20 protein-coding genes and 1 pseudogene are annotated in these 26587 nt (G+C 41.5%); 8 read left to right on the forward strand and 13 right to left on the reverse strand.

The features are described from left to right. The first annotated feature begins 110 nt into the window (after positions 1–110). The 4 genes from ubiG (at position 111) to yfaE (ending at position 4872) form a co-directional block, all read left to right on the forward strand. Entirely contained in the window at positions 111–833 is a 723-nt protein-coding gene (gene ubiG / locus EL244_RS10965) for a bifunctional 2-polyprenyl-6-hydroxyphenol methylase/3-demethylubiquinol 3-O-methyltransferase UbiG (protein WP_039855353.1), read from the forward strand. Positions 834–1167: 334 nt separating this feature from the next. Further along, positions 1168–3459 (forward strand): class 1a ribonucleoside-diphosphate reductase subunit alpha, encoded by a 2292-nt coding sequence (gene nrdA / locus EL244_RS10970; RefSeq protein ID WP_006815510.1) that lies wholly within the window; start codon positions 1168–1170, stop codon positions 3457–3459. An 11-nt stretch (positions 3460–3470) separates the two neighbouring features. After that, entirely contained in the window at positions 3471–4607 is a 1137-nt protein-coding gene (nrdB, locus tag EL244_RS10975) for a class Ia ribonucleoside-diphosphate reductase subunit beta (protein WP_039855355.1), read from the forward strand. Between the two features lies 1 nt (position 4608). Next, complete coding sequence (gene yfaE / locus EL244_RS10980) at positions 4609–4872, forward strand: class I ribonucleotide reductase maintenance protein YfaE (RefSeq protein WP_126460911.1); 264 nt, start codon at positions 4609–4611, stop codon at positions 4870–4872. Between the two features lie 222 nt (positions 4873–5094). Here the strand turns inward: yfaE and EL244_RS10985 are convergent, their stop codons facing one another. Continuing rightward, a complete protein-coding gene (locus EL244_RS10985) occupies positions 5095–6435 on the reverse strand; it encodes an anaerobic C4-dicarboxylate transporter (protein ID WP_006815514.1) in 1341 nt (446 codons plus the stop codon). A 501-nt stretch (positions 6436–6936) separates the two neighbouring features. On the opposite strand from EL244_RS10985, the gene tyrP reads away from it, so the two are divergent. Further along, positions 6937–8085: a tyrosine transporter TyrP gene (tyrP, locus tag EL244_RS10990; protein ID WP_230084821.1), complete on the forward strand. Its 1149-nt coding sequence runs from the start codon at positions 6937–6939 to the stop codon at positions 8083–8085. A gap of 211 nt (positions 8086–8296) precedes the next feature. Here tyrP and EL244_RS10995 read toward each other — a convergent pair whose 3' ends face one another. Further along, positions 8297–8839 carry a YfaZ family outer membrane protein gene (locus tag EL244_RS10995; RefSeq protein WP_006815516.1) on the reverse strand — a complete coding sequence of 181 codons (543 nt, stop codon included), beginning with the start codon at positions 8837–8839 and terminating at the stop codon, positions 8297–8299. A gap of 343 nt (positions 8840–9182) precedes the next feature. On the opposite strand from EL244_RS10995, the gene EL244_RS11000 reads away from it, so the two are divergent. After that, positions 9183–10625 (forward strand): catalase, encoded by a 1443-nt coding sequence (locus EL244_RS11000; protein WP_197721682.1) that lies wholly within the window; start codon positions 9183–9185, stop codon positions 10623–10625. Positions 10626–10677: 52 nt separating this feature from the next. On the opposite strand, the gene menE is transcribed toward EL244_RS11000, so the two are convergent. From menE to EL244_RS11030, 6 genes are all read right to left on the reverse strand, one after another. Next, positions 10678–12099, reverse strand: coding sequence for an o-succinylbenzoate--CoA ligase (gene menE / locus EL244_RS11005; RefSeq protein WP_126460916.1), 1422 nt, complete (start codon positions 12097–12099; stop codon positions 10678–10680). Next, positions 12087–13058, reverse strand: a complete 972-nt coding sequence (gene menC / locus EL244_RS11010) for an o-succinylbenzoate synthase (protein ID WP_126460919.1) — start codon at positions 13056–13058, stop codon at positions 12087–12089. Before menC ends, menE begins: the two co-directional genes overlap by 13 nt. Then, positions 13058–13915: a 1,4-dihydroxy-2-naphthoyl-CoA synthase gene (gene menB, locus EL244_RS11015; RefSeq protein ID WP_126460922.1), complete on the reverse strand. Its 858-nt coding sequence runs from the start codon at positions 13913–13915 to the stop codon at positions 13058–13060. Before menB ends, menC begins: the two co-directional genes overlap by 1 nt. A 12-nt stretch (positions 13916–13927) precedes the next feature. Then, entirely contained in the window at positions 13928–14710 is a 783-nt protein-coding gene (gene menH, locus EL244_RS11020; RefSeq protein ID WP_126460925.1) for a 2-succinyl-6-hydroxy-2,4-cyclohexadiene-1-carboxylate synthase, read from the reverse strand. Next, on the reverse strand, positions 14710–16383 hold the full coding sequence (gene menD, locus EL244_RS11025) for a 2-succinyl-5-enolpyruvyl-6-hydroxy-3-cyclohexene-1-carboxylic-acid synthase (protein WP_126460928.1): 1674 nt from the start codon (positions 16381–16383) through the stop codon (positions 14710–14712). Before menD ends, menH begins: the two co-directional genes overlap by 1 nt. Before the next feature lie 126 nt (positions 16384–16509). Beyond that, positions 16510–17835, reverse strand: a complete 1326-nt coding sequence (locus EL244_RS11030) for an isochorismate synthase (RefSeq protein WP_126460931.1) — start codon at positions 17833–17835, stop codon at positions 16510–16512. 835 nt (positions 17836–18670) lie between these two features. On the opposite strand from EL244_RS11030, the gene EL244_RS11035 reads away from it, so the two are divergent. Beyond that, positions 18671–19747, forward strand: coding sequence for an alpha-xenorhabdolysin family binary toxin subunit A (locus tag EL244_RS11035; RefSeq protein WP_232004574.1), 1077 nt, complete (start codon positions 18671–18673; stop codon positions 19745–19747). Between the two features lie 12 nt (positions 19748–19759). Continuing rightward, a pseudogene (locus EL244_RS11040) lies at positions 19760–20769 on the forward strand (alpha-xenorhabdolysin family binary toxin subunit B). 60 nt (positions 20770–20829) lie between these two features. Here the strand turns inward: EL244_RS11040 and nuoN are convergent. The 5 genes from nuoN to nuoJ are packed head-to-tail and all read right to left on the reverse strand — an operon-like array spanning position 20830 to position 26581. Next, on the reverse strand, positions 20830–22335 hold the full coding sequence (nuoN, locus tag EL244_RS11045; protein WP_126460934.1) for an NADH-quinone oxidoreductase subunit NuoN: 1506 nt from the start codon (positions 22333–22335) through the stop codon (positions 20830–20832). Between the two features lie 8 nt (positions 22336–22343). Further along, entirely contained in the window at positions 22344–23867 is a 1524-nt protein-coding gene (gene nuoM, locus EL244_RS11050) for an NADH-quinone oxidoreductase subunit M (RefSeq protein ID WP_006815526.1), read from the reverse strand. Positions 23868–23886: 19 nt separating this feature from the next. Next, a complete protein-coding gene (gene nuoL / locus EL244_RS11055; RefSeq protein ID WP_126460937.1) occupies positions 23887–25743 on the reverse strand; it encodes an NADH-quinone oxidoreductase subunit L in 1857 nt (618 codons plus the stop codon). Further along, on the reverse strand, positions 25740–26042 hold the full coding sequence (gene nuoK, locus EL244_RS11060) for an NADH-quinone oxidoreductase subunit NuoK (protein WP_006815528.1): 303 nt from the start codon (positions 26040–26042) through the stop codon (positions 25740–25742). Before nuoK ends, nuoL begins: the two co-directional genes overlap by 4 nt. Next, on the reverse strand, positions 26039–26581 hold the full coding sequence (nuoJ, locus tag EL244_RS11065; protein WP_006815529.1) for an NADH-quinone oxidoreductase subunit J: 543 nt from the start codon (positions 26579–26581) through the stop codon (positions 26039–26041). Before nuoJ ends, nuoK begins: the two co-directional genes overlap by 4 nt. Positions 26582–26587 lie beyond the last annotated feature (6 nt).

The following is a 26587-nucleotide window of genomic DNA, read 5'->3' on the forward strand; positions in this document are numbered from 1 at the left end:
TAATACCTCTCTATATCATCTGCAACGTGTATGAACACGAGCAACTAAATATAGTTCATCGGGTAAAATTTGGTAATGCGGGGATAGATATCGATATAGGAGCTCCTGACATGAACGATACCCAAGACCAAACGTATTTAAACGTCGATAAACAAGAGATTGAAAAATTTGAATCGATCGCGTCGCGTTGGTGGGATCTTGAAGGTGAATTTGCACCATTACATCGTATCAATCCACTGCGCTTGGGTTATATCATGCAACGCGTGGAAGGTATTTTCGGCAAGAAAATCCTCGATGTCGGTTGCGGTGGTGGAATTTTATCTGAAAGCATGGCAAGAGAAGGCGCAGAAGTCACAGGTTTAGATATGGGGGCCGACCCTCTAATGGTTGCCCGCTTACATTCGCTAGAATCAGGCATTCCAGTAGAATATGTCCAAGAAACAGTGGAACAACACGCAGATAAATACCCTCAAACCTACGATATTGTGACCTGTATGGAAATGCTAGAACACGTTCCAGACCCACAATCCGTGGTGAGAGCGTGTGCCAAATTAGTGAAACCCGGTGGTCACGTTATTTTTTCTACTATTAATCGAAACAAAAAAGCCTGGTTAATGGCGGTAGTCGGTGCGGAATATGTCATGAAGATGGTTCCTAAAGGCACTCATGATGCGAAAAAATTTATCCGCCCATCAGAACTAATTGGTTGGGTAGACAGAACACCATTAAAAGACAAACATATCATAGGGTTACATTATAATCCTATCACGGATAAATTTTGGTTAGGTCCAAACGTAGATGTAAACTATATGCTGCATACCATCAGCGAATAAATAGCAAGCGGTACGTTTAAGAAAGCAGCAAACGATCTCAACTTTACAAAATAATTTTGACCAGTATGTCGGTAACGCAATTTTTAGTAACTCCTCTTCTCATGCAGCTTACCGACATGATCAATTTTCTTATCCAACCTGTTATCCACAAGATCCATCAAATTTGTACACTTGATAAAATCGCATATTAACATTATCTTGTTATTGTATTCTTAATAAACTACTACATATAGTGGTAATCCTAGAATTGACATACAAGTCTCATGATCCTACATCATGAGCTTTTTTACGTTTAGGGTCTGCTATTTGTAATCCAACCAAGGTGTACTTGCTCATGAACCAGAGTCTGTTAGTCACAAAACGTGATGGACATAAAGAACGCATTGACCTCGACAAAATCCATAAAGTGATTGCTTGGGCGGCGGAAGGTCTTAATAACGTATCAGTATCTCTCGTAGAGTTACGTTCTCAGATTCAGTTTTATGATGGGATCAGAACCTCTGATATCCACGAAACCATGATCAAAGCCGCTGCTGACTTAATTACTGGCGATACTCCTGATTATCAGTATCTTGCTGCGCGTCTCGCGATTTTTAACCTACGCAAAAAAGCCTATGGTCAGTTTGAGCCACCAAAATTATACACACATGTAAAACGCCTTGTTGAAATGGGCAAGTATGATAAGCATTTGCTGGAAGACTACTCAGAAGCAGATTTCGAGCAAATGGATGGTTTTATTGACCATTGGCGTGATATGAATTTTTCCTATGCAGCTGTTAAACAGCTTGAAGGAAAATATTTAGTTCAAAACCGTGTTACCGGTGAAATCTACGAAAGCGCACAATTTTTATATATTCTGGTTGCGGCTTGCCTATTCTCTCATTATCCAAAAGAGACTCGTTTAGATTATATCCGTCGTTTCTATGATGCGGTTTCTACTTTTAAAATTTCACTACCAACGCCAATTATGGCGGGGGTACGTACACCAACTCGTCAATTCAGTTCTTGCGTACTGATTGAGTGTGGTGACAGTTTAGATTCTATCAATGCAACCTCTAGCGCGATTGTGAAATACGTATCTCAACGTGCAGGGATTGGTGTAAATGCCGGTCGTATTCGCGCACTGGGTAGCCCAATCCGTGGTGGTGAAGCATTCCACACGGGCTGTATTCCATTCTATAAACATTTCCAAACCGCGGTAAAATCTTGCTCTCAAGGCGGTGTCCGTGGTGGTGCAGCGACCCTGTTTTACCCAATTTGGCACTTAGAAGTTGAAAGCTTGCTGGTTCTGAAAAACAACCGAGGTGTTGAAGGTAACCGTGTACGTCATATGGACTACGGTGTACAACTCAACAAACTGATGTATGAACGACTGATCAAAAACCAAGATATCACCCTATTCAGTCCATCTGATGTCCCAGGTTTGTATGATGCTTTCTTTGCAGATCAAGACGAGTTTGAACGCCTATATGTTCAGTATGAACAAGATGAAAACATTCGTAAATCCAGCGTTAAAGCGGTTGAGCTGTTCTCATTAATGATGCAAGAACGCGCATCGACAGGTCGTATTTATATTCAGAACGTTGACCACTGTAATACACACAGCCCATTTGATCCGCAGGTTGCCCCTGTTCGTCAATCTAACCTGTGTTTAGAAATCGCACTACCAACTAAACCATTGAATAACATCAATGATGAAGAAGGTGAAATTGCACTGTGTACACTTTCGGCCTTTAACTTAGGGGCGATTAACAGCTTAGATGAGTTAGAAGAGCTAGCGGTTCTCGCAGTTCGTGCGTTAGATGCACTGCTCGATTATCAAGACTACCCAATCCCAGCGGCGCAAAAAGGCTCGATGGGTCGTCGTACTCTTGGTGTGGGTGTGATCAACTACGCCTATTACTTAGCAAAACACGGTGTACGTTACTCTGACGGTAGCGCAAATAATCTTACCCATAAAACATTTGAAGCTATCCAATATTACTTATTGAAAGCCTCTAATGAATTAGCGAAAGAGCAAGGCGCATGCCCGTGGTTCAATGAAACCACTTATGCACAAGGCGTATTACCTATCGACACTTACAAACGTGAGCTCGATAAATTAACTGACGAACCACTGCATTATGATTGGGAAACTCTGCGTAAAGAGATCCAACAATACGGCCTGCGCAACTCTACGCTATCGGCTTTGATGCCTTCAGAGACTTCGTCTCAGATTTCGAATGCAACCAATGGTATCGAACCACCTCGTGGTTACGTCAGCATTAAAGCATCCAAAGATGGTATCTTGCGCCAAGTGGTTCCTGATTATGAAAATTTAAAAGGTGCTTATGAGTTGTTATGGCAGATGCCATCGAATAACGGCTATTTGCAACTCGTTGGGATCATGCAGAAATTTATCGACCAGTCGATCTCTGCCAATACAAATTATGACCCAACGCGTTTCCCAAGTGGCAAAGTACCAATGAATCAATTACTAAAAGATTTATTGCTCGCCTATAAGTTTGGTGTAAAAACACTTTACTACCACAATACTCGCGATGGCGCGGAAGATGTTCAGGGTGACCTGGAAGAAGTTGTTGAGTCTGCTGATTCCGATTGTGAAGGCGGCGCGTGTAAAATTTAATAGGGATGGTTATGTCACATACATACACTATTTTTTCTCAAAAAAAGAATGACCAATTACAGGAGCCGATGTTTTTCGGCCAACCTGTTAACGTGGCGCGTTTTGATCAGCAAAAGTATCCTATTTTTGAAAAACTGATTGAAAAGCAACTTTCATTTTTCTGGCGTCCAGAAGAAGTTGACGTGTCTCGAGACCGTATCGACTACAACGCTCTGCCAGATCATGAAAAACATATTTTCATTAGTAACCTGAAATACCAAACGCTGCTTGATTCTATTCAAGGCCGCAGCCCTAACGTGGCATTCTTGCCACTGATTTCAATCCCTGAGCTAGAAACTTGGGTTGAAACTTGGTCATTCTCAGAAACTATCCACTCGCGCTCGTATACGCATATTATTCGTAATATCGTCAATGATCCGGCGATTATCTTTGACGATATCGTTGAAAATGAAGAAATTCTGAAGCGTGCAAAAGATATTTCTGCGTACTATGACAAACTGATTGAAATGACAAACTATTACCATATGTTTGGTGAAGGGACGCATACTTTTGGTGGCAAACAAATCGTTGTTTCATTGCGCGAATTGAAAAAACAACTTTACCTGTGCTTAATGAGTGTCAATGCACTTGAAGCCATCCGTTTCTATGTCAGTTTTGCATGCTCCTTTGCATTCGCTGAACGTGAGTTAATGGAAGGTAACGCCAAAATTATCAAGCTGATTGCACGCGATGAAGCGCTACATTTAACGGGCACTCAACATATGTTGAATCTGCTACGTTCAGGTCAAGACGACCCTGAAATGGCAGAAATTGCTGCTGAATGTGAAGAGCAATGTTATCAACTCTTCGTTGATGCTGCTGAGCAAGAAAAAGAGTGGGCTGAATACCTATTCAGTGAAGGCTCAATGATTGGTCTAAACAAAGAAATTCTATGCCAATATGTGGAATATATCACCAATATCCGCATGCAAGCGGTAGGTCTGAAACTGCCATTTGAAGCTCGTTCAAATCCGATTCCATGGATCAATGCATGGTTAGTATCGGATAACGTCCAAGTGGCGCCACAAGAAGTGGAAGTCAGCTCTTATTTAGTCGGTCAGATTGACGCTGAAGTTAATACCGATGACTTGAGTGATTTCGAACTGTAATATGGCTAGTCATAAAATCACCCTGCGTCTTACGCAGGGTGTGCAAGTCCCCTACCACACAGAAGTTCATTCCAGCTTATTGGAAGCGCTAGAAGATAGCCGCGTTGCTGTCGAGTATCAATGCCGAGAAGGGTATTGTGGCTCGTGTCGAGTTAATCTACTCAAAGGTAAAGTGGGATATAAACACAAACCCATTGCGTTTATTCAAGATGGTGAAATCCTTCCCTGCTGTTGTCATCCCTTGTCTGATATTGAAATCGGTTAACCGCGCTAGTAATACTGTATATCTAACAATAAAAAGCGATTGCTTTGATGACTCGAGCAATCGCTTTTTGCTTATAAACTTTTTGCTTATAAAATAATGCCCTAAATAATTCGAGTTGCGGGTAGGCAGCAAACGAAGATAGTCGGGGAGCATACACAAGTATGTGACCCGACTAGCTAAGAGCAGCTAACACCCCTACTGCTTGAAGTATGACGGGTATTTTTATAAATAACCGTACAACGCAGCAAATACCCAACCAAACACACAGGATACACCCACCCCGATTAAGCCCGGCAGGATAAAGCTGTGGTTGATAACAAACTTACCAATGCGCGTGGTTCCTGAACGGTCAAACTGAATTGCAGCAAGATCACTCGGGTAAGTCGGCAGAATATAGTAACCATAACAAGCAGGCGCAGATGCAATAATATAAGCAGGATCAACACCAATACCCAGTGCGATTGGCACTACCGCCGCTAAAGCCGCCGCCTGTGAGTTCACGAATTTAGATACTAACAGTAAAACAACCGCATAAGCCCAAGGGAAATCCTTCACCAAAGTCCCTAACGTTCCTTTGATTTCATCCATATGAGCACCGAACATGGTTTCTGCCATCCATGCGATACCGTATACCGCAACAATAGCTATCATCCCTGAACGGAAAACTTCGTTTTTAGAAATCTGTCCTGGATTGGTTTTACAGATAATAATAATCAGCGCACCCGCTAATAACATAAACATCTGAATCACCAAGACCATAGACAACGGCTTACCGTTAATTAATGGTCTTAACTCAGAGAATGCACCAAGCAAAGCAACAACAACAATGGATGCTAAAAAGATCCACATTGCCACCCAGTTAATTTTAGGCAGCTTTTTATCCAGTAGCGTAACCGTCTCACCATAAACATAATCATGGTTTTCTGGAACAGAAATAAACTCTTGGAATACTGGGTCCTTATCGAGATCTTTACCTCTAAACCAACTGAAAATACCAATGGCTAAGATACCAAGTAATGTCGATGGAATAGTAATTGCCAGAAGATCTAAGAACTCCAGAGATTTACCATTGATTGAAACCCCATTAAGCATCGCAACTAATGACACAACAGCTACGGATACTGGGCTAGCAATAATCCCCATCTGCGCACCAATACTACTCGCCGCCATTGGTCTTTCTGGACGAATATTATTCTTGATTGCGGCATCATAGATAATTGGCAAAATGGTGTACACCACATGCCCGGTACCACACAAAATGGTTAAGATACAGGTTACGAAAGGTGCCACAATAGAAATGTATTTTGGGTTTTTACGCAGTAAACGTTCTGCAATTTGTAGCATAACGTCTAAACCGCCTGATGCTTGTAACGTTGCTGATGCTGCAACAACAGCGATGATAACAAGCATAACATCAACAGGCGGTTTTCCCGGCGGTATACCAAACCCGAAAACGAGGATCACCAGACCCACACCACCTAACAGCCCGAGTGCCATCCCCCCTTTCCTTGCTCCGTAGAACAAGCAAACGAGAATAATGGCGAGTTGAATAATAAAATCCATAAAACCATCCTTTAATTATATATTTATATGTTTCCTACATTATCTAGATGGTCTTAATATATTAATTTGATTTATATTAATTAAAACATTAATATTTTTTTATTTTTTTACACAACTTTAAATCCACATCACAATAATTTACTTTAGTTACTGCTACCCTGTGAAATTAATTGCTTTTTTGCAATAAAATCATACAAATGCACCATATATTTTAACATTCCCCCTCATTAAATTTCACTTACCATTTTATTATCAAACTCAATTTATGTTCAATTTCACGATATTTCATCAATATGGGATCATTTAAACATTAGGGAAATTATTAACTAAAATAGACTGTAATCTATTATTTACAGCACCTGTAATTAAGATTTGACAGAATAATCTCAATCGCATAACCTGCTCAAATTATTAATAACTCGAATTCAATCAGAGGAATTTGTGAAGAATCGTACCCTTGGCAGTATTTTGATCGTTGCGGGAACAACAATTGGTGCAGGGATGTTGGCGATGCCACTAGCCGCTGCTGGTGTAGGTTTTACTGCTATTGTCTGTTTATTAGTTGGCTTATGGATGCTAATGAGTTACACCTCATTGCTGCTAGTCGAGGTTTATCAGCATAACCCTGCAAACATGGGGCTTGGTACTGTCGCCAAAAAATATTTAGGTCCTGTTGGGCAAGTTGTCACTGGCTTAAGTATGTTGCTCCTAATGTATGCACTGACAACAGCATATATCGGTGGTGCTGGCGTACTTATCTCTGATAGCTTATCGTCTTGGTGGGGTGTTACTGTTTCCACTGAAACTGCCATTGTTATGTTCACTATAGTCGGTGGCGCAATTGTCTGTGTAGGGACTCACTCTGTCGACTTTATCAACCGTATCCTCTTTACCGCTAAAACTATTTTTTTAGTGATCATGCTTGCCGTCATGATGCCCCATGCCGAGGCGGTTAACTTAAGCACTCTGCCACTAGAAAAAGGTCTTATATTAGCCGCCGTTCCTGTTATTTTTACCTCTTTTGGCTTCCATGGCAGTGTTCCGAGCCTAGTGAATTATATGAATGGTGATGTACGTAAGTTACGTATCATTTTCATTACAGGTAGTGCAATCCCCCTTGTCGCTTATATTTTATGGCAGATTGCAACGTTAGGGGCTATCCCATCAGAGGCCTTTATGGGAATTCTAGCTCAATCATCGGGATTAAATGGTTTGCTCATCGCTATTCGAGATGTGGTTGCAACACCAAGAGTCAATATGGCGGTTGCTCTATTCATGGATTTAGCTTTAGCGACTTCTTTCTTAGGCGTTGCCCTAGGGTTATTTGACTATCTTGCTGACTTATTTAAGCGTAGTAATAATTTTATTGGTCGATCTCAAACTACATTACTGACATTTGTACCACCATTACTCGCCGCACTATTCTTCAGCAGTTTTGTACAGGCATTAACTTATGCCGCTATAGCATTATCTGTCTTAGCATTAATCATGCCAGCACTGTTAACGATGCGAGTACGTAAGTTAGAAGCTCCCGGTATTTACCGCGTCAAAGGCGGCACTCCAATCCTAAGCTTAGTTTTGCTGTGTGGTATCGCGGTCATCGCCATCCAGTTCTCGATTGTAGCCGGCTTCCTACCTAACGTAGGTTAATCCCTCACAAATTTCACACATACAAAAACACCCCAATATGGGGTGTTTTTGTTTTTAATGTTTTTTTTGAAAAACTATCACTGCCATTTTTCAAAATAGTTAATGCTGTAGCTAGGCGGCAAACGCGCTAATCCCTAGGAGCATACACAAGTATGTGACTAGGGTTGGCAAGAGCAGCCAACAACGCTACAGCGTGAAATATGAAGAAAAATTAAAAGGACAAGCCGGCGCCCACATACCACCCATCTGCAAGTTTCTCATTACGATCATCATGAGCACCTTTCATCTCAATTAAACGGTAACCCGCATCAACTGACAGTGGCTTGAAGACCGTAAAACGCGCACCTGCTTTCGCTTCGGTATAAGATTTGCTGCCAGAAGTCAGTGATTCCGGTGCGCCATACGCTTCACCGTATAAATTTAATGATGGCAGGACTTGCCAGCTTAAACCACCACCTAATGCTGCCGCCGCGCCATCATTACCATCTTTAGGCGACAAATATAATGCTTTCCCTCCAACATAGGCGTTGAAAGGACCTAAAGGTAGTCCAAATGTGGCACCTAAACTTCCTAGTTGACCATTATGATCACTACGAGCCCATGAACCATTAAATGCTAAACCAGAACCTTGTGTACCAAAACCACCATTCAGCTCAGTAAAATGTTCACCAGCAGTAAAATCAGCAGAAATTGCCTGCGCTGCACCCATATAGAATGCAGAAGTTGCCGCAACAAGTAATAGAACTTTGCGCATTGTTATATCCTTTGTTATTTGAATTAAAACTATCAGGGTGATGGTACGTGATTTAGCGCATCGACTCAGTATTTTTTGCTTAAATTTACGTTAACGGTAGTTTACAAAGCACGATAAGTGTAATTTCACCCTATTTTCATATAGTAAGATAAAAAATGCATTTTTTCTTACTCTACATTGTCTCCAAGCGATTGCAGTAATTGGCGACTCTGATTAGATTATTAATTACATGCTCATTATACTAATCACCAAGCTTATTATAGAAACGAAGTCATATTTTACAAATATTCAGCTAATTAGTTATTTTTTAGTAGTTTATAACTCTAAATATTCTGGGAGTATTATGATGAAGAAAAAAGGTCTAACTACCGCGTTTGGCGCCCCTGTTGCAGACAATAACAACGTAATGACGGCGGGTAAACGTGGTCCAATGTTGCTGCAAGACGTTTGGTTTTTAGAAAAACTGGCACATTTTGATCGTGAAGTTATCCCTGAACGCCGTATGCATGCTAAAGGTTCCGGTGCTTTTGGTACATTCACAGTAACCCACGATATAACCCGTTATACTCGCGCAAAACTGTTCAGTGAAATTGGCAAAAAAACTGACTTATTTGTTCGTTTCTCTACCGTTGCAGGCGAGCGCGGTGCTGCGGATGCAGAACGCGATATTCGTGGTTTTGCAATGAAATTTTATACTGAGGAAGGCAACTGGGATATGGTGGGTAACAATACCCCAGTATTCTATCTGCGCGACCCATTAAAATTCCCTGACTTAAACCACGTTGTAAAACGCTGCCCTTATACAAATATGCGTAGTGCAGCATATAAGTGGGATTTTTTCTCGCACTTACCCGAAGCTTTGCACCAATTAACTATTGACGTCAGCGATCGTGGCTTACCAAAAAGCTACCGCTTTATGCATGGATTTGGTAGCCATACCTACAGCTTTATCAATGCCAACAACGAGCGTTTCTGGGTTAAATTCCACTTCCGCAGCCAACAAGGTATTAAAAACTTGATGGATGACGAAGCTCAAGAGTTGATTGGTAAGGATCGTGAAAGCTCACAACGCGATCTCTTTGAAGCCATTGAAAAAGGTGACTATCCTCGTTGGAATCTTCAAATTCAGATTATGCCGGAAAAAGAAGCATCTACTGTTCCTTATAATCCGTTTGATTTAACTAAAGTTTGGCCGCACAAAGATTACCCATTAATCGATGTTGGATATTTTGAATTGAATCGTAATCCAGCAAACTATTTCTCTGATGTTGAACAAGCTGCATTTGCGCCTACAAATATCGTACCGGGTATTGGTTTCTCCCCAGACAAAATGCTGCAAGGTCGCTTATTCTCTTATGGTGATACCCAGCGTTACCGCTTAGGTGTTAATCACTATCAAATCCCTGTCAATGCGCCACGCTGCCCATTCCATAATTACCATCGTGATGGTGCAATGCGAGTTGACGGGAACAGTAGTAATACCGTCACCTATGAGCCGAACAGTGCGGGAATGTTCCAAGAGCAGCCAGACTACAGCGAACCGCCATTATCCCTAGAAGGTGCCGCTGATCATTGGAATCATCGTGAAGATGAAGATTACTTCAGCCAGCCTAGAGCGCTGTATGAATTGTTAGATGATGCAGAACATCAGCGTATGTTCCAACGTTTAGCAGGCGAGTTAATTGAAGCATCAGAAGAAACTCAGAAACGTCAAATTGAGTTATTCAAGAAAGTACACCCTGAATACGGTGCTGGGGTTGAAAAAGCATTAAACGCACTAAAATAAATCTATTATTTTAATTGTTATCAAGCGCTAGAGCCTTCTAGCGCTTTTGTATTTAATTAGCTAGTTGCGCCAATACCCACTGCTTTACCTGCTGGCGAGACACTTTAATTCCCCCTGCTTTCAGTTCAGGAACTAAATGGTAAAATGTCATTGGAAATTGATAAGGTGCTAATTTATCTTTCAGCCAATCCGCCAGCATCGTTAACCCTAAACTCTCGTCAGCTTCAATGACTGCAACAGGACGCTGCCCAAACTGCTCATCATCAATGGGAATGATAAAGCTTTGGCTAACTTGAGGATGGCTATTGATCACCGACTCAATATCTTCTGGCTGGACACATTCTCCACCACTGATAAATAAGTTATCTAAGCGACCCAGAATTTGATATTCCCCGTCAATTAATGCACCTTTATCGTTAGTTTTAAACCAACCTTCACTGCATTTTAGCGGTAATAATTCGCCATCAAACCAATATCCCATGGCTTGACTTGAGGATTGTATTTGGATTTCATCATCCACAATACGTAGCTGTTTGCCTTTTAATGGCAACCCAACCCCTTTTTTCCCATCGGCTCGCTTTGCACAAACCGTCGATGCCATTTCCGTCATGCCGTAGCCACTCCAACAAATAATCCCTTGGCTCATGGCTAATTCTGTCAATGGCGTTGGGATCATAGCACCCCCCAATAAAACCTCTTTTAAGTTGATATCAACTTGCCGCCCATCATTCAATAAGCGCCATAGTTGAGTAGGAACTAAAGATGCATGAGTTACGCCTTGTAGTGCTTCTGGTAGTGCTTCTGGTAGCGGTGCCGTACGTAATGCTAAGCTCCCACCTTTTAGCAACCAGCGCCAGACTATACCTTGCCCTGACACATGAAAAAGTGGCAAAGAAAGTAGCCAGCAATCATTTTTCTGGTAATTCATTACACTTAATACACCATCCGCACTGTTTAAATGTGCTGCAACACTATGAACCGCGGCTTTTGGTAACCCCGTAGAGCCTGATGTTAAAATTAACGTCGCAGGTTGGTCAATTACCTTTTGAAAGTTATTAAGTTTGAAGGACTCTTCACCAATAAAGTGATCATAGAGCTGATAGTCCAAGCGGGAGTAACCCAACAGAATTTTATCGTCATCTGTAAAGTCGATAACAAAATCCACATCAAGATGAGGTAATAATTCGTCTATAAGCCTTTCAGGAAGACGAGGATTTAACGGTAAGACACGAGCGCCACAGGCAATAATTGCCAACTGGCTCAATAATAATTCAACTGAATTTTTTCCACGCAAAACGACACATTGCTCTTGTGTTAAACCCTGCATTGAAAAATAAGTAGAAAGATTAGATACCTGCTCGCTTAATGTTTGCCACGTATAACTTTCAGAATCCGTTAGCAATGCAATTGAATCAGGATGCTGACTGGCCCAATGCCGCCAAGGCCAGTCAGTAAAGTGGGTTAGCTCTGCCATACAACCGTCAAGTCATCTAACTGTTGGATAGGAATATCGCACTGTGGCCAAGGACGAATTAACTGAGATTGGATCAGTGAAACTGTATCCAAGCCCGGAATAGTATTTGGTGTTAACCAATTAGCCACTCGAGCCAGTTGCGTTAGACCAAAACTGGTTTCAATCGATGAGCTGATAACCGCTTGTAAACCCAGTTGGTGTGCTTGCTCTACCAAACGACGGCAATTATCCAAGCTGCCTGTCAGGGTTGGTTTAATCACAATTGCAGCCACTCCGGGTTGAGCTTCAACTTTAAAGCCATCTTCACGGACACTTTCATCCCAAGCAATGGCAATTCCTGTATCCGCTGCAAACTGTAGCGATTCTTCACGGGTCTTGCATGGTTCTTCAAGAAATGCGATACGATCACGATAATCGGGATTCACGTATTTTGCGAACCCATCCGCTTTTGCTCGTGTCCAGCTACGGTTAGCATCTAAACGCAGTTTTAGTTCAGGCACAGCTTCGAGAAGTAAATTCGCAACCATACCATCACGAACGGCCTCATATAAGCCCACTTTCACCTTAGCGACCTTTTCACCGTCCATCGCATCTAAGCTCAGGATCAAGTCATCTGGGTCGCCACTGCACAAGGGTGCTTTACGATAATCTGCTTGTTGAGGTAATTCCCCCGAAAGCTCGGCGAGAGCACAGCTGCAACCAAAAGCGACAGAAGGTAATTCACTTTCAGGTTGACTGCCTTCATTCACCCATCCCTTCAGCCATTCAATGGTTTCTGCTGTCGCATCTTCCAATGTTTCACGGCTAAATTCAGGCAGAGGTGAAATTTCCCCCCAGCCTTCGCTATCCCCATCTTGTAAACAGACCAATAACCCATCACGAGTTTTGAGCCGTTGATAGCGAAGGATAACGCCTGCCTCCATCGGCAGGCTGAACGAGTAAAGTGTTGCTTTTCTCATTATGGATTACGCTTATATTTAGAAAAATCTGGTGCACGTTTTTCGTTAAATGCGTTACGACCTTCCTGACCTTCATCAGTCATGTAGAACAGCATTGTTGCATTTCCTGCTAATTCTTGCAGGCCTGCTTGACCATCACAGTCAGCATTCAGTGCCGCTTTAAGGCAACGTAATGCCATTGGGCTGTTTTCCAGCATTTCACGGCACCAGCGAACTGTTTCTTTTTCAAGGTCAGCATAAGGCACGACGGTATTGACCAAGCCCATGTCTAATGCTTCTTGTGCATTATACTGACGGCACAGGAACCAAATTTCACGCGCTTTCTTTTGACCGACAATGCGAGCCATGTAAGATGCGCCCCAACCACCATCAAACGAACCGACTTTAGGCCCTGTTTGGCCAAAAATCGCATTATCCGCAGCAATCGTCAGATCGCACATCATGTGCAACACATGACCGCCACCGATAGAGAAGCCAGCAACCATGGCAACAACAGGTTTAGGGCAAGTGCGGATCTGGCGTTGAAAATCTAAAACGTTCAGATGGTGAGTTCCACTTTCATCGCGATAGCCGCCGTAGTCACCACGAATTTTCTGGTCACCACCTGCACAGAATGCTTTTTCCCCTTCACCCGTCAGGATAATAGTACCAATGTGATCATCATAACGGGCGTCCGACAATGCTTCTATCATCTCTTTGACTGTTTGTGGTCTGAAAGCATTACGCACTTCAGGACGATTGATGGTGATTTTCGCAATCCCTTCAGGGGATTTGTGATATCGAATATCTTCAAAGCCTGTCGAGCAGTCTTGCCATTCAATTGGCGCGTACAGTTTTTCTTCGCTTGGATAAATCATTATCAAGTTCCTTTAACCACAGTTTGATAAAAAATGGTGAAGTGCAATCACATAATGTTGGGGGTTTTCCCGATGCGCATTATGCCCTGCATTTTCAATTAGCGTAAACGGCAATGCGTATTGTTGCGAAACGCTTCGAAATTTTTGGTCTCTCTCACCGCAAAAATAACGATAAGGAGTGAGTAACTGTTGTAACTTTTCCACTAAAAATGGTTGTTTTGCTAATGACGTATTTTCCAGCATGTCTGCCACTGCTAGTGGATTATTCTTACCTCGTAATTGCACCAACTGTTGGCGTTGCTTCAAGGTCAAATCTGCAAATACCGCTTGCTGGTACCAAGTATTCAACACTTTTTCCATAGGCTGTTGACGAAAACGTTCAGCCCATTGATGGTCATTTTCAGCGCGAGCTATTCGTTCATTGTCATTATTGAGCCCTACATTTCCGCCTTCAATTACTAAACCTTTTAGCCCCTGATGAGGAGCAAAACAGGCAAAGTGCATGGCTAAACGAGCTCCCAGCGAATAACCAATTAATACATATTCTTGGATATTATGATGATGCAATAACTCATTAAGTTGCTGATCAAAGTCACTGAAACTTTGGCAATTGATTGCACTAGAATCCCCATGTCCGGGTAAATCGACCACTAAACAAGGATACTCTTGGCACTGTTCTACAACCTCTTGCCAATCATCACCACTACCTAATAACCCATGTAAAAAAACTAACCACGGCTTTGCTTTAGCCTGATTTGAGTCATTTAAAATGTCATAGCGTTTAGCGGATAACATTACAAGTTTTCCACATCTTGCAGTAATTGTTTTAAGGTACGAGCGCCCTCATCACCATTAACCACTAACTCCACAAGCAAGGTTCCGTGTTGGTTATGCCAGAATTTTTGCACAGTCTCTTTCAAGATACTCCAGTCCGTTGGCGCGCAATATTGCAAACCAAACATCGTTGCAGCGCCAGCAAAGCTAACATTTTGCGGCATACAGTAATAATGCTCCCTTGCCTCTTTCGAGGTTGGTAGCATGGAAAAAATTTGCCCACCATTATTGTTCACCACGATGAGTACCGTTGGTGCAGATGGTGTACGTAGCAAGGCCAGACTATTTAAGTCATACAATGCAGAAAGATCGCCCACAATACCTAAGGTTGGTCTCGCGGTCGCGCGTTGAACGCCTGCCATTGTTGAAATTAATCCATCAATGCCACTCGCACCTCGATTACTGTAAACAGGATACCCCGCAGGAAGCTGAGCTAATGCGTCGACTAAACGGACAATTAAGCTGTTACCGACAAAAAGTTGCCCACGAGGAGGGAGAAGTTGAGGTAATTGATGGGCAATCGCGGCTTCAGAATATTGATCCTGTAACAGTGCCTGTATATGCTGCTGGGTTTTGCTTGCAAGTGTAGCGAGTCCCTCACACCAAGGACTGCGTGGCTGCGCAGGATGATTATCCAACCAACCTTTGATACTGCATGTTAATTTACGACCAGTATGATTCGCGGGGTCTAGGCGCCCTGGGATAGTATCAATAATCCAGTATTCTTGAGGCTCACAATGACTTTGCCATTGTAAGGCTCTTTTTCCAGTTATACTCGACCCAAATTGTATGACTAACTCAGCTTCTTGTAGCCATGCTTGGGCATCTGCGTGTTGTAACCATAAATCAGCACAAGGATAAGGTTGACCCGTTTGCGATAAAACATCACCAATAATAGGCCATCCCAGTTCAGCGGCCCATTTAGCAACATATTCACCTTCACTGCTCCCCATGCGCCCAGCAATCACCACGCCTTTTTTCTGGCGCCAAAAATACCAATCTGCAACTAATGCAACCGTATGAGTTGGGGGTTCACTGAGCCATGGATGATTAGAATTCCACCAATTACCAAGACTTTCATGCCATTGGTACTCCCCTTCAGTTTCCCCATATAAAGGTTCCGCAAAAGGGCAATTAATATGAAAAGCACCATGGCGCAATTGGTTCATGCCATTATCGATAGCAGATACCAGCCACTTTGCCGAGATATCCTGCGTCGGTCTCGGTAACATTAAATCTTCAAACGGATGGCTAGCAAAAATATGTGTCTGACGAATTGCTTGGTTTGCACCACAGTCGATTAATTCGGGTGGTCTATCCGCAGTCAGAAAAATGACTTTTTCGCCCGTTAACCCCGCCTCTATCAATGCAGGATAAAGATTAGCAACTGCAGTTCCAGACGTAACAATGACCCCAACAGGTTCACCACTGGCTTTCGCTAAACCCAAAGCTAGATGCCCTAATCCGCGCTCATCGAAATGAGTGTGGCAATGTAGTTTACCGTTATTAATGGCCGCCAGTGTTAACGGCGTTGAACGGGAACCAGGGGCAATGCAGATATTTTTCATACCATGGCGGGCGAGCGCTTCAATAATTACCTCAGCCCAACGGATATTAAAAGCAGAATTCGACATAATGTGCTCGGTAAATTATTCATGATACTGAGTGTAATAGGATTGAGATAAATTTCTTGATCTCAGGACAATTTTTCATGAACCAATTGAAAATAAAAAGAAATAACCACTTTAGATATAGGGGTTTTATACATTTCCTAGCAAAGATTTTAATCCTGCCGCTTTATTTTCAATCTCTTCCCACTCTTGTTCTGGATCTGAGTCACTAACAATACCCGCTCCGGAATAAAGTGAAATAGACTCCCCGTCAATCTGTGCACAACGCAAAGAAACTGCGAATTCGCTCTTATTCAAGCTAACGAAACCTCCCGTACCCGCGTACCAACCTCGCGAGAAGGATTCATGTTTAGCTAAATATTCTCGGGCTATATTCCGAGGTAACCCACATACCGCCGCCGTGGGTTGTAAACGTTGTAAGCAATCACTGTCTGAGCGAGAAAGTAACGTTGCTACGATTGAACGATACAAATGTTGAATTTTTCTGAGCCGAATAACTTTAGCTGGTGAAACATCAATCCCCATAACAGCACCTTGTAATTGCTGACAAATATCATCTACAACCACTAAATTTTCATGCTGATTTTTACTATCTTCCATCAACCACTTAGCATTATCAGCCGCTATGCTATCATCAATATGATTCGCTACCGTACCCGCCAAGGCTTCTGAATTAAGTTGATAATCTTGACGTAAATAGAGACGTTCTGGCGTTGAAGACATAAATCCAGAATCTCGACTAAATGCCATCATAAAATGGTAGCAATGGTGATTGACTTGTTGGCTTGCAGATAAAAATTGCGCCACAGAAATAGGATGCGATAAGGTCAGCTTAGTTTCTCTCGCCATGACCACTTTTTCCATTTTTCCAGCGCGCATATCTTGAATAGCGTTAGTCAGTAATCGACACCATTCTTCACGTTCCGGAATATGTTGCTGTCCAATAATATTGACAGATAATTGAAGTGTTGCTTGGGAAGGTGATTTAAGTTTTTGTAAGAACTCAATCGCATTCAAGCGATCCTGTTCACCATTAATATATAAAGAAATCGTCGCATTTGAGCGCAAGCGAAATATTTCGAGACGAGGTAAAAAATAGTACGTTGATGCACGCTTAAGCTCTTCAGAAATGCCATCAGCCACTCCATTCCAACCATTTAATCCCCATAGGCGCATATCAGGCCATTGAGCATGATTGGATAAAAAACGTTCAACCTCAGTAATTCCATTGAATGATTTAACCATACCCAATGCACTACATTCATCAGAACCTGTTCGGTGATACCAATAAAATTGCGGGTAAAATTCTTGCTCGGATAGCCACGCGAGACCAGGGAACGAGCCTTGGATATCAAATTGCCAAGTTAGGCGGGTGAACTCATTAGGGCTAAGCGTCAATGTAGACAAATGATTCAGGATTTCAGCTAATAGTTTTTCGATTTTTGTATATATCACTTTAGATTCCCACTGCTACATCACACCGATTACTTTCAATTATTATATATCGCAATGAAATTTATTAATACATTCATCATTTAATAGCATGATATGTTCAATAATCGCTCAAAGAGTGGTGTTTTTTATTAGTATAAATTATGAGCATATCTTTCCCGTTCATTATAAGATCAAATAGTTATCACATTAATTGATCTATTTTAAAGTTAGGTTTCGATACATGAGAGTGAAAGAGATAATTTCGAAATTTTAGTTCCAATCAGAAATTTTTGTTTCTTGAAATAGGGTTTTTAATTCTAACTATAATGATTAAAATCATTTATAGCCTTAAGTGAAACTTATAGACTATAAATATAAAACCACCATCTGATATTAATATAAATAATTATTAATAACTCATTACCCCCTAATAATTAAATTACCCTACCGGCCAAATTAAACTTAATAAGTGAAAACTAAAATTTCATTTAAAATCAAAATTAAACAGTCATTTTTTATCGATGTTTTTCATTTTTTAATATCAACGTAAGCTCTAAGTTTCTAGTAGGTTAAGAAGTGATAAATTGAAAGTGACCATTCATTATTATTGATAATAATGAAATATCTCATAGATAATGTAAAAAACCATTATATGAAAAAATATAATTAGCTTTCAAGTACAAATACTCCTCCTTTCCACCAAAACTAATTGGAAAACCATAATGAATAATCAATTTAATTATGACAGAATCATTGAAAAGGAAATATTGGTGATGCTACATTAGCTTTATTAACTAATCAGGACTCCCTATCAGCTAGAGATGCAGGAATCTTTACTCTTGATGATTTAATTAATATTCATAGGCATGTTCAATTTGCGCTTACGCTACCGATGAAAGAGTCAGATATATTAAAATGGTTTGGAATTAATGATGAAAATGATGAATTACTTCCAGCAACTGAATTAGCGGATGTGATTATTAATATTCGAAGCCATGCTAATACTTGGGACAATGTAGAAAAACAAGTAAAAGAGCAGTCCGTTGACTTATCATTAACGAGCCGCAATATTATACAAACAGGCGACCAAATAGTTGAATATATCAATCACATGCCTATTATCCAAAAGATATCTGAAAGCTTAGACAACTTATCAGAACATGAACTGAAACAAATAACCTATCAAAATGATGACCAGCAAATTGCCACTGAATTACTCAGTATCTTGCAACTGATTAAAGGCGATATAAAGCAACAATCTGTCAAAACTATCCAGATTAAAAATACAGTCTCTGATTTTCGTGCCCATATCACGGGTGGATATTTATCTGATTATAGTCATGTTGAATCACTATTATTTAATATTAAAGGGCTTTACCAACAATTAGAATCTAAAAATGATCCAGAGACTGCTGAATCCTTCTTAAAAGAGCTTATTGAATTCAAGAAAAATGAATTAATTCAGCTTGAACAGGAATACTCCCATTATGTAAAACTTTGCTTTACTGGTTTAGCCGGAGGGATCATTGGGTTACTTATCACTAGTAGCATTTTTGGCTCAAAAGCGGAGGCTATACGTCATAGAAAAAATTTAATTATCAAAGAAATAGAGGAAACCAATGCCAAAATAAATCAAGAACAACTACTCCAAAAAACTATTTTTGATATTCAGATTAATTTACAAAAAATTGAAGGGCTATTTAAAGATGCTCGTTTGGCCATCGATCATCTTGACTATATGTGGCTTGTTATCCTCACTGAGGTCAAACAGTCCATTGATATTTTTTCTAAGATCAATAATGCAGAAAAACTACTTCGTTTTATTACCCATTTCAAACGCATCATTACCTCTTGGTCTTCAATTCAAGACTATTCAGTTCATTTAATTAAATTATTTGATGAGCTGCAAATTAATGACAAAATCTCTCAATAAAAAGGTATTTATATGCATGATATCCTTAATTTACCAAAATTACCTTCCATTGATATTTACCAATTACGGTGTATCTCAAACAACATTAGTTCATACAATAAAAATATTATTAATTATGATCATATCATTTATAGTAGGCTCCAAAAGATAGTGATTAAAACTGAAAAAATTAATGAATTAATCCGTAACTCCATCCCTATATTACGTATAAAAGTCAATTATATTTTACAAAATGAACTTCATGAAATACAGAATACAGAGTTAGCAGATAGTGAATACCTAGATTCAAAAAGAAAAATTATCACAGCAGGATTTGTTGATGATTTAATTGATGTAAAAACTGAATTGGAAAACTTAATTTCAAAGACACGTTATACACTTGAGTCATTACTCATTTTTCATCTCAATGAGCCTAATATGCTTAAGCTATCGCAATATACATCACAAAAAGAGTCTTTGGTAAATTCTAAAAATGGAAAACAGTTAAAAGTGAATGAGTTAAATAATAATCTTTCCGTCATCATGGCTGCTGAAGATATTATTTTAAAACATAAAATAACTGATTTTTTTGATAAATATTTTCAAGGAAAAGAATTAATTGACTCTATCGATATTCAACCAAATAAAAAGATATATTGAAAGCGGCTATCAGCTACATTAGGAATTTACTTACTATGGTTGATGATGGATTAGAATTCAGCCAGTTGGTTGATGTGAGAATCTACCTGAGTGATAAAATTATTGAACTACGAGAAGAAATAAATACGCTTGATAATAATATTTTTAGATTGACTCAACTGATGGCATATTCAAGCGACATCACCGCAATAGAAACTTATAAACAAACCATTATTACACAAGTAGGATTGCTTAAAGTATATTGGGAATCTTGGTGCCATTTTATCGGCGAAAAAATTTTAGAAAAAACGATAGATTTAGCCCAAATAAACATGGCAAGCCAAATGTTGATGACCTATCTAAATGATGTTGAATACCAATATCAGCGACAATTACCTGATTAAAAAAAGACCGGTTACTGTGAGGTAACCGGTCTTTTCGACATCTTCTTTTTTAGCTAATTTTTAGCCTAAAAATGCCATTCCAGTATAGGCTAGTTCGATTAATGGTTGTGGCCATACACCAAATGCAATCACCGCAATTGCACAAATCGCAGCGAAAACAGTACCAACAGTTGCTTTTTCTGGTCCTGTATAGCGATCCCCATGTTCAGTATCACGGCTATAAAGGCTTGCCATAAAGCGCAGGTAATAGAATAAACCAAGCGCACTACCGACAACAACAGCCCCCGTTAACCACCACAGTTCTGCATAAACCGTCGACATGACCGCATAGAATTTACCAATAAAGCCAACTGTGATTGGGATACCGGCAAGGGATAACATCATGACCGTCATGACCATAGCAAGCACTGGCTTGTGCCAGAATAAGCCACGGAATGCACTGAAATCATCCTGGTCATCACCGCGGTATGGGCTAGAAATAACGCTAACCACACCAAATGCACCTAAGCTTGCAAACAAGTAACCCGCTAAATAAATAAGCATCGTCATTTGTGCCAGATAAATATCTGCGCGCATCGCCACTAAGGTCACTAACAAATACCCCATATGGGCAATTGATGAGTAACCTAATAGGCGTTTAGCACTTTTCTGAGTCAGCGCTAACAAGTTACCAAACAGAATTGAAGCCACTGCAATCACAATAATGACCGTAGATAACGTATCTGTTTGAGGCAAAGAATTACTGTGTGTGATCGGTGATTCAAGGAACAGTCGCACTAGTACCGCAAAAATAGCGATTTTACTGCCGGTTGCTAAGAACCCTGCCACTGGCGCTGGCGCACCTTGGTAAACATCTGGTGTCCATAATTGGAATGGGAATAGCGATAATTTAAAGCCGAAGCCTACAATCATCATCCCTAAACCAACCAGAATTAATGGAGCATGGAGACTGTTTTCCACTAAACTTTTGCCAACCGCAGAGAACGTTAAACTACCTGATTCCGCGTACAGTAATGCAATACCGAACAATAAGAATGAAGACGCTGCCGCAGAGAGAACCATATATTTAATACCGGCTTCTAAAGTACGGCTACGTTCAAAGGTATAGGCTACTAATCCAAATAATGGCAGGGAAATTAATTCAATACCAATAAACATCGATGCCATATGGTTCGACATAGCAAGCAGAATTCCACCCGTCACAGCAATCGCCAGTAACAGATAAAACTCTTCTTTGTTATCGTCAAAGCCTTCTAACCAGTGGTAAGCAAAGATCGCAGTCCCGATACCCGCAATCAAGACTAATCCAGAGTAGAACAACGCGAAACCATCGACTATCAATAACGACGTCACATACCTAGGTAACAGTGCGTTACCATCATCCGGTGATGCGGCGAAATAGATCAAAATCAGTGATAGCCCAGTAATAAGAAAGCCAAACACTGTCAGCGAGGCACTTGTTATATGGTCGCGTCGCCACGCAATGGACAGCATCACAACTACCGCATTCAATCCAGCAAGGATGAGCGGCAATATTGCGAACAATTCTGAAAGTTGTATTGTCATGGCGAATACTACCCTTGTGTTGTCATTGAAGCAGAATACAGGTTATACAACGTTTCCATCGAGCCCGCAGACGTATCTAAGATAGGCTGAGGGAAGAAACCAATAATAACCAGTAAAGCCGCCAGAACTAGTAAAACACCAAACTCACGGGCAGTTAACCCTTTCAGTTCAGTTTCCGATTTAGGCATTCCGTAGTAAGTCTGCTGCATCATCCACAATGCGTAGATAGAGGCAAATACCACACCAAACACCATAATACAGGTGACTAAAGTGAATTGGCTGAAGCTACCAAACAGGATCATAAATTCGCCGATAAAGTTACCTGTTCCCGGCATACCTAATGTCGCAGCAGCAAAGAATAAGGACATTCCCGGTAACCATTTAATCCGCTTCCATAACCCACCCATCATACGCATATCACGAGTTTGAGTGCGTTCGTACAGCTGACCACTGATAATAATCAGCGCGGCACCAGATAGACCATTCGTGATCATCTGAATGACTGCACCTTGGTATGCCAATACTGAAGTTGCGTAGATTGCGACAGTGACAAATCCCATATGAGATAAGCTACTGTAAGCCGCTAAACGTTTAATATCCGTCTGTTTGAACGCTAACCAAGCACCGTAGAAGATACTGATTACGCCCAGAGTCATAGCGACCGGTGTAAATGCAAGAGAAGCTTCAGGGAATAGCGGTAATGTGAAACGCAGGAGGCCATACGCTGCTGTTTTCAGCATGATACCCGAAATATCCACAGAACCCGCCGTTGGCGATTGTTCTTGAGTATCCGCCATCCAGCCATGGAAAGGCACTAATGGCATTTTTACCGCAAAAGCAATAAAGAAACCTAGCATCAACATAAAGCCAGTAATGCCAGACATCGCACTTTCGGTGCCAAGCAGCTGGTTATAATCGAAAGTGAATACGTCGGATTCTTTATAGTGAACTAGCACTAAGCCAATAATCGCCACTAACATAATCAAACCGCTGACCTGAGTATAAATAAAGAACTTAGTCGCAGCGTTGATATGTTGACGATTTTCAGTCCCTTTGTGTCCCCAATTCGCAATCAGGAAGTACATAGGGATCAACATCATTTCCCAGAAGAAGAAGAATAGGAATAAGTCTACCGCAGTAAAGATCCCCATCACACCTGCAATAATCCATAACAGGTTAAAGTGATAAGCACCTTGATTTTGCTGTTTTTCACTCCACGAACTGAGTATAGAAAAAGCACCCATAATCGCAGTCAGCACAACCATCAGTAGAGATAAACCATCAACTGCTAATGAAAAATTGATACCCAGCGCAGGGATCCACTCACGAAAATAAACATCCTGCCATTGTGGAATACCCTGAGGGTTTACCAGTGAATAATCTCCTTGCAGCCATAATAGCACAGCAAGGATCAGCGTTGTTCCCATCGTCCCCAGCGCAATCCAGCGAGGTGCGCGGTGATTAAATCGATCGGCCTGCCAGCTTAGCAAGCCACCGATGAAGGGAATAAGTATTAGCCAAGGTAGTAGCATGGCGCAATGTGTCCCTTTATTAAACCAAAAGCAGCAGAGCAAGAATTAGCACTGCACCCAGCCCCAGAGAGGCAATATACCAACGGATCTGACCGTTTTCACTCACTGCAAGTCCTTTGTTCACCCAACGTGAAAGGTGGGCAGGAATATTCATCAGTGAGTTTATCGGATCGCTTTCGAGCAACCATGCAACACCTTTAAAAGGTTTTACAAAGATAACGTCATACAGCCAGTCAAAGCCCCATGCGTGATACCACCACGTAGAGAAGAAACGACCAATTGCTGTTTTAGCGATCCCGTCAACGATAGAGCGTCTAAACAGATAGAGGAATATCGCAATTAACAAGCCTGCGACGGCAAAACCACCCGAGATCACTTCGATAAGCACTTTGCCATCTTCCGCTTCAATTGGTTTTACAGGGAATACTCCCTCTAATGGCTGGTGGATCATGGCTCCCACGAACGTCGCTAGGACTGCCAAGATTGCCAGTGGTACTGTGTGAGTGATGCCTTTAACTTTATGCGCTTTGATTTTTGCTTCACCGTGGAACACGATGAAAATCATACGGAAGGTATAAATTGCGGTCATCAATGCACCGATAATACCTGCCCATAACAGCACAGTTTGTCCATCCAGTTTCGCACCCCACAAGATGGCATCTTTACTGTAGAAACCAGAGGTAAACAGTGGCAACGCAGCCAAGGCACTACCGCCGATTAACATCACCCCATAAACGAATGGAATTTGCTTACGCAACCCACCCATCTTGAAGATGTTTTGCTCGTGGTGACATGCAAGGATTACGGAACCTGCGGACAGGAACAGTAACGCTTTAAAGAATGCGTGAGTCATCAGATGGAAAATTGCTGCATCCCATGCTTGGACGCCAAGTGCCAAGAACATATAACCAATCTGGCTCATGGTTGAGTAAGCAAGAACACGCTTGATATCCGTTTGTACTAATGCTGCACAACCTGCAAACAGTAAAGTCGCCGCACCAACAACCCCAACTAAATGTAAAATTTCAGGGGTTAATAGGAATAGACCATGGGTACGCGCGATTAAGTAAACACCTGCGGTCACCATGGTTGCGGCGTGGATCAGTGCTGAAACTGGCGTTGGACCCGCCATCGCATCGGCTAACCATGTTTGTAATGGTAACTGAGCAGATTTACCTACCGCACCACCTAATAACATCAGCGTTGCCCAGTTCAGCATTGATAAGCCTTCTGGAGATAGCTGTGCCGCACGTTGCGCCATTTCGCTAAAGTTTAATGTTCCCAGTTCGTTGTACAGGATGAACATACCGATAGCTAAGAACACATCACCAATACGGGTGACGAAAAAGGCTTTCATCGCCGCTTTGCCGTTATCTGGATTGGTATAATAGAAACCAATTAACAGATAACTGCACAGCCCTACCCCTTCCCAACCGAGATACATCAGCATCATGTTATCTGCCAGCACTAATACCACCATGCTCGCAATAAACAGGTTAGTGTAAGCGAAGAAACGTGAGTAACCTTCCTCACCACGCATATACCAAGAAGCATATACATGAATAAGGAAGCCCACACCCGTTACCACACCTAACATGGTCAGCGAAAGACCATCAAGAGAGAGGCTAAATGGAATCGTGAAATTACCTACGGACATCCACGTCCAAAGCTCTTGTGGATATGGTTCATATCCACCATTAGGTAAAATGGGTTGAGCTAGAAATTCATTGCCTGCATAAAATGCAACTAGAGCGGCGAGGCCGACTGAGCCCGCACCAATAATCGCTGAAACATTTTCTGACCAACGACCGCGGGAAAATGCGAGAAGCACAGACCCTAACAGCGGGAACAGAATCGTTAAATAGAGTAGGTTCATTCGCGCATCTCACTGACTTTATCAATGTTCAGGTTTTGACGATGACGATGGAGTTGCAGTAACAACGCCAATCCAATACTCGCCTCCGCAGCAGCCAGTGTAATCGCCAGAATATACATAATCTGGCCATCCGGTTGCCCCCAAAAACTCCCAGCAACGACAAAAGCTAATGCTGTGGAGTTCACCATGATTTCTAGCCCGATCAGCATAAAAAGCAAGTTACGGCGAATAACAAGACAGCTAAGTCCCATTACAAAAAGAATTGCCGCTAAAATCAGACCATGTTGAAGAGGTATCATTGTTGCTCCTCCGCATTACGGTTGCTGACAAGGTCAGCACTGTTTTCTGTACGGTCACGACCGACATGGAATGCCACCACAAGGCCTGCAAGCAATAATAATGATGCTAGCTCAACCGCTAAGACGTAAGGACCAAATAAACTGATACCCACTTCTTTTGCAGTAATAATCACGCCTTCCGTTTTCTCTTGGTGAGAAATGCTGGTGATCCCATACACTAAAATCCCTAATAAAACCGCAGATAATAATGACGGACCAATCCACGTTTTCGGTGTTAACCATGCACGCTCTTGTTCTTGCACTGAACGACCAAGGTTAAGCATCATGACCACGAAAACAAACAGAACCATAATGGCACCTGCGTAAACGATAATCTCCAATGCCCCAGCGAAATATGCGCCGAGGGAGAAGAACACCATTGACAGTGCCAGCAAAGAAACCACCAGATACAACAACGCATGTACTGGGTTGGTATTGGTAATCACCCTCAAAGTTGCTAAAACAGCAACCAGACCGGCGATATAAAAAGTAAATTCCATGAATAT

Source organism: Providencia rustigianii, assembly GCF_900637755.1.
GTDB classification, from domain to species: Bacteria; Pseudomonadota; Gammaproteobacteria; order Enterobacterales; family Enterobacteriaceae; genus Providencia; species Providencia rustigianii.

Coding starts and splice junctions, on each gene's coding strand:
- ubiG (WP_039855353.1), top strand. CDS start 111: ATGAACGATACCCAAGACCAAACGTATTTAAACGTCGATAAACAAGAG.
- nrdA (WP_006815510.1), top strand. CDS start 1,168: ATGAACCAGAGTCTGTTAGTCACAAAACGTGATGGACATAAAGAACGC.
- nrdB (WP_039855355.1), top strand. CDS start 3,471: ATGTCACATACATACACTATTTTTTCTCAAAAAAAGAATGACCAATTA.
- yfaE (WP_126460911.1), top strand. CDS start 4,609: ATGGCTAGTCATAAAATCACCCTGCGTCTTACGCAGGGTGTGCAAGTC.
- EL244_RS10985 (WP_006815514.1), bottom strand. CDS start 6,435: ATGGATTTTATTATTCAACTCGCCATTATTCTCGTTTGCTTGTTCTAC.
- tyrP (WP_230084821.1), top strand. CDS start 6,937: ATGTTGGCGATGCCACTAGCCGCTGCTGGTGTAGGTTTTACTGCTATT.
- EL244_RS10995 (WP_006815516.1), bottom strand. CDS start 8,839: ATGCGCAAAGTTCTATTACTTGTTGCGGCAACTTCTGCATTCTATATG.
- EL244_RS11000 (WP_197721682.1), top strand. CDS start 9,183: ATGATGAAGAAAAAAGGTCTAACTACCGCGTTTGGCGCCCCTGTTGCA.
- menE (WP_126460916.1), bottom strand. CDS start 12,099: ATGGCAGAGCTAACCCACTTTACTGACTGGCCTTGGCGGCATTGGGCC.
- menC (WP_126460919.1), bottom strand. CDS start 13,058: ATGAGAAAAGCAACACTTTACTCGTTCAGCCTGCCGATGGAGGCAGGC.
- menB (WP_126460922.1), bottom strand. CDS start 13,915: ATGATTTATCCAAGCGAAGAAAAACTGTACGCGCCAATTGAATGGCAA.
- menH (WP_126460925.1), bottom strand. CDS start 14,710: ATGTTATCCGCTAAACGCTATGACATTTTAAATGACTCAAATCAGGCT.
- menD (WP_126460928.1), bottom strand. CDS start 16,383: ATGTCGAATTCTGCTTTTAATATCCGTTGGGCTGAGGTAATTATTGAA.
- nuoN (WP_126460934.1), bottom strand. CDS start 22,335: ATGACAATACAACTTTCAGAATTGTTCGCAATATTGCCGCTCATCCTT.
- nuoM (WP_006815526.1), bottom strand. CDS start 23,867: ATGCTACTACCTTGGCTAATACTTATTCCCTTCATCGGTGGCTTGCTA.
- nuoL (WP_126460937.1), bottom strand. CDS start 25,743: ATGAACCTACTCTATTTAACGATTCTGTTCCCGCTGTTAGGGTCTGTG.
- nuoK (WP_006815528.1), bottom strand. CDS start 26,042: ATGATACCTCTTCAACATGGTCTGATTTTAGCGGCAATTCTTTTTGTA.
- nuoJ (WP_006815529.1), bottom strand. CDS start 26,581: ATGGAATTTACTTTTTATATCGCCGGTCTGGTTGCTGTTTTAGCAACT.